Origin of the sequence: Pseudomonas sp. GXM4 (assembly GCF_008923895.1) — a bacterium.
GTDB classification, from domain to species: domain Bacteria; phylum Pseudomonadota; class Gammaproteobacteria; order Pseudomonadales; family Pseudomonadaceae; genus Aquipseudomonas; species Aquipseudomonas atacamensis.
In genome coordinates this window covers 1-1,778 of the sequence record NZ_WBRZ01000478.1, presented here as the reverse complement: position 1 = coordinate 1,778, position 1,778 = coordinate 1, and the positions used below count along the sequence as shown (strand labels likewise).

2 protein-coding genes are annotated in these 1,778 nt (G+C 63.0%); both read right to left on the bottom strand.

Annotated elements, in window-relative coordinates; all coding sequences use genetic code 11:
* Window positions 1-118: 118 nt before the first annotated feature.
* The gene (queD, locus tag F8N49_RS27555) at window positions 119-475 is read right to left on the bottom strand and encodes a 6-carboxytetrahydropterin synthase QueD (RefSeq protein ID WP_007915588.1); all 357 of its coding nucleotides are present in this window, start codon (window positions 473-475) and stop codon (window positions 119-121) included.
* 85 nt (window positions 476-560) lie between these two features.
* Complete coding sequence (locus tag F8N49_RS27550) at window positions 561-1,640, bottom strand: patatin-like phospholipase family protein (RefSeq protein ID WP_151553296.1); 1,080 nt, start codon at window positions 1,638-1,640, stop codon at window positions 561-563.
* Window positions 1,641-1,778 lie beyond the last annotated feature (138 nt).

Sequence of the window (1,778 nt, the reverse complement as noted above, 5' to 3'; positions counted from 1 at the left end):
CGTCCGTTGAGGCATTCCCACTCAGAGCGTGGTAACGATCGGTGTCAGGGGGAATAATGTTGGGTCAGAAGAAGCGCATGAGGGCAGCGGCGATGGCTTTGGCAGGAGATCTTTGTTGCTATTCGCCGCGATAGATGCAGCCGCTGGTGCACGTCTCATGAATGCGGATCGCGCTGAGTTCCGGCAACAACGGCTTCATCTCATTCCAGATGAATTTGGCCAGCACTTCGCTGGTCGGGTTTTCCAGGCCGGGAATGTCGTTCAGGTAGTTGTGGTCGAGGCGCTCATACAGCGGCTTGAAAATCGCTTTGATCTCGGAGAAATCGCGAATCCAGCCAGTGTGCGGGTCGAGGTCGCCGCTCAGGTGCAGCGCGACCTTGAACGAGTGACCGTGCAGGCGTCCGCACTTGTGGCCGTCCGGGACGTGCGGCAGGCGGTGGGCGGACTCGAAAGTAAACTCTTTGAAGATTTCCACGGTAGTTTCGGCTCTGTTCAGATGGCGTTCGCCGCAGCGATTCGGGCAGGCGGCGAGTTTATCAGCTTGTCTTTGGCCGTGCTGACTAAAGGGTCAGCAAGCGCTCGGCGAGGCGACCATTGGCCGTCAGTTCGAGAAATTCGTCGCCCAGTCGGCGGCTCTCGTCCATCGCCGTGTGCCAGTATTTCTGCCGGCTCGGCGCATCGCCCATGAAGCGTTTGAAGTCGTTACGTTCGGGCAGTTTGCCGTAGGGCAGGCGGGCCAGATATTCCTTCGACGGCGCGACCAGCAGCACATCCTGCAAACGCTGCACCGAAGCGCGGCGCCAGGGCAGGGTCTTGTCGAACCAGCCGGGAATCACCCGATCGGTGAAGTGCGGATAGAGCACGATACCGTCGCCGCTGTAGGGCAGGTCGAGATGGTAGTCGAGCAAACCGCCGTCGCGGAACGTACCCGCGCCGGCGCCGGGCAAGTCGCGTACGCCTTCCATGACCATCGGGATCGATCCGGAAGCGAGCAGGGCCTGGCGCAGGTTGCCGGTGTTGAGGGCAACGAAGCGCGAGGGGAAATCGGTCAAGGCATCAAGCGGCGGCGCCAGGCGCGGATCGTGGATGATCAGCCGCTCAAAGTGTCGCGACAGGCGTGCACGGCCGCGCAGGTTGTCGGCGATCACTGAACCCAGCGCCAGACCGAGGCGCCCGCGATGGTCTTCAGCGAGGCGGCCCTGGCTTTTCACCACCATGATGTTCAGTCGGTAATCGGCGTTTTCGAGGATGCTCGCATCGCGGCCGTCGAGCAGATCATTGAGCATGCGCTGCGAGCTCTGGCTGATCTCGGCCATGCTCACGCCTTTGTTGAAATGCTGCTCGGCGTAGAGCTGGCCGAGGCGGCGAATGCCCTCGGCGGCGTCCGGCAGGCAGGCGCTGGCGAAGCGCCAGGAACCCACCGAGGCGCCGATCAGCGAACGCTCACGCGGCGCACTTGGCAGCCACTCGCCGAACAACGCCAGATCGAGCCCCTGAATCCCCAACGCCTTCGGCCCACCGGCTGCACCGGGCAGGGTGCCGACGTCTGCGGCGTGCAATCCCTGCGCACGAATCCGCGCCATGGCCCGTGGGCCGGCCTTGAGGGTGAGGGCGGGAAACTTGATGTGGATGGCGGTCATACCGGTCTCGATCGTTAGCAAGCTGGGAATTATAAGCACACCGCCGAATCCTGTGGGAGGGCCCGCGACGACGGCGTACAGATCGTTCCCACGCTCGGCGTGGGAAGGCAACCGGGGACGCTCTGCGTCCCATGGGAA